The organism is Mesorhizobium sp. M7A.F.Ca.CA.002.09.1.1 (assembly GCF_003998555.1).
GTDB lineage: Bacteria > Pseudomonadota > Alphaproteobacteria > Rhizobiales > Rhizobiaceae > Mesorhizobium > Mesorhizobium ciceri.
Genome location: NZ_RZRR01001398.1, coordinates 1 through 848 on the forward strand (window position 1 = coordinate 1; position 848 = coordinate 848).

General features: G+C 63.0%; 1 protein-coding gene. It reads left to right on the forward strand.

Annotated features, from left to right (window positions below; genetic code table 11):
• A partial coding sequence (locus EN994_RS33515; RefSeq protein WP_164746533.1) for an adenine deaminase C-terminal domain-containing protein occupies window positions 1–574 on the forward strand: 574 nt, incomplete at its 5' end.
• Window positions 575–848 lie beyond the last annotated feature (274 nt).

Sequence of the window (848 nt, forward strand, 5' to 3'; positions counted from 1 at the left end):
CGCCAACGAGGTTCGGGTGCGTGTCATCGGCGTCATCGAGAACCAGGCGCCGACGCGCGCGCTGGAGGCCGATCTGCCGGTCGAGGACGGGCTGGTCGCAATGGACCGCCGCAACGACATCTGCCAGATCGCGCTGGTCGAGCGTCACAGGGGCACGGGCGGCGTCAGCAACGCCTTCGTTTCGGGCTTCGGCTATATGGGCGACTGCGCCATGGCGTCCAGCGTGGCGCATGACGCCCACCACATCATCTGCGTCGGCACCAACAAGCAGGACATGGCGCTGGCGGTAAACCGTCTGGGCGCGGTCGGTGGCGGCGTCGTGCTGTTCTCCAAGGGCAAGGAACTGGCGCTGGTCGAAATGCCGATCGCAGGCCTGATGTCGGACGAACGGGCGGAAATCGTCGCCGCCAAGGCCGAGAAGCTCACCGAGGCGATGCGCAAGATGGGCTGTTCATTGAACAACGCCTACATGCAGCACTCGCTGCTGGCGCTGGTCGTCATTCCGGAGCTCAGGATCTCCGATGTCGGCCTGATCGATGTGACGACATTCCAGAAGGTCGATCTGTTCGTCTAGGATTGTTGATATTCAGGCCATGCCGACCTGTAAGTAGCGATTTTCTGCGCTTCCGGTGCTCACGTACTTAAGTACGCTCCGCTCCGGTTCTCGAAAACCACCACTTTCGGCTCGGCCTGACCCGAATCTCAACAATCCTAGGGCCAATGCCGCCCGCTGGCTCACCCGCCGGTGGCGATGGTCAGCACCTTGAACGGCGTGGTGATGACGATCTCGGCGACCGAGCCGACGGCCTTGCCGAGGCCCTGGCCGAGATTGTTGAGCTGTGTCGGGT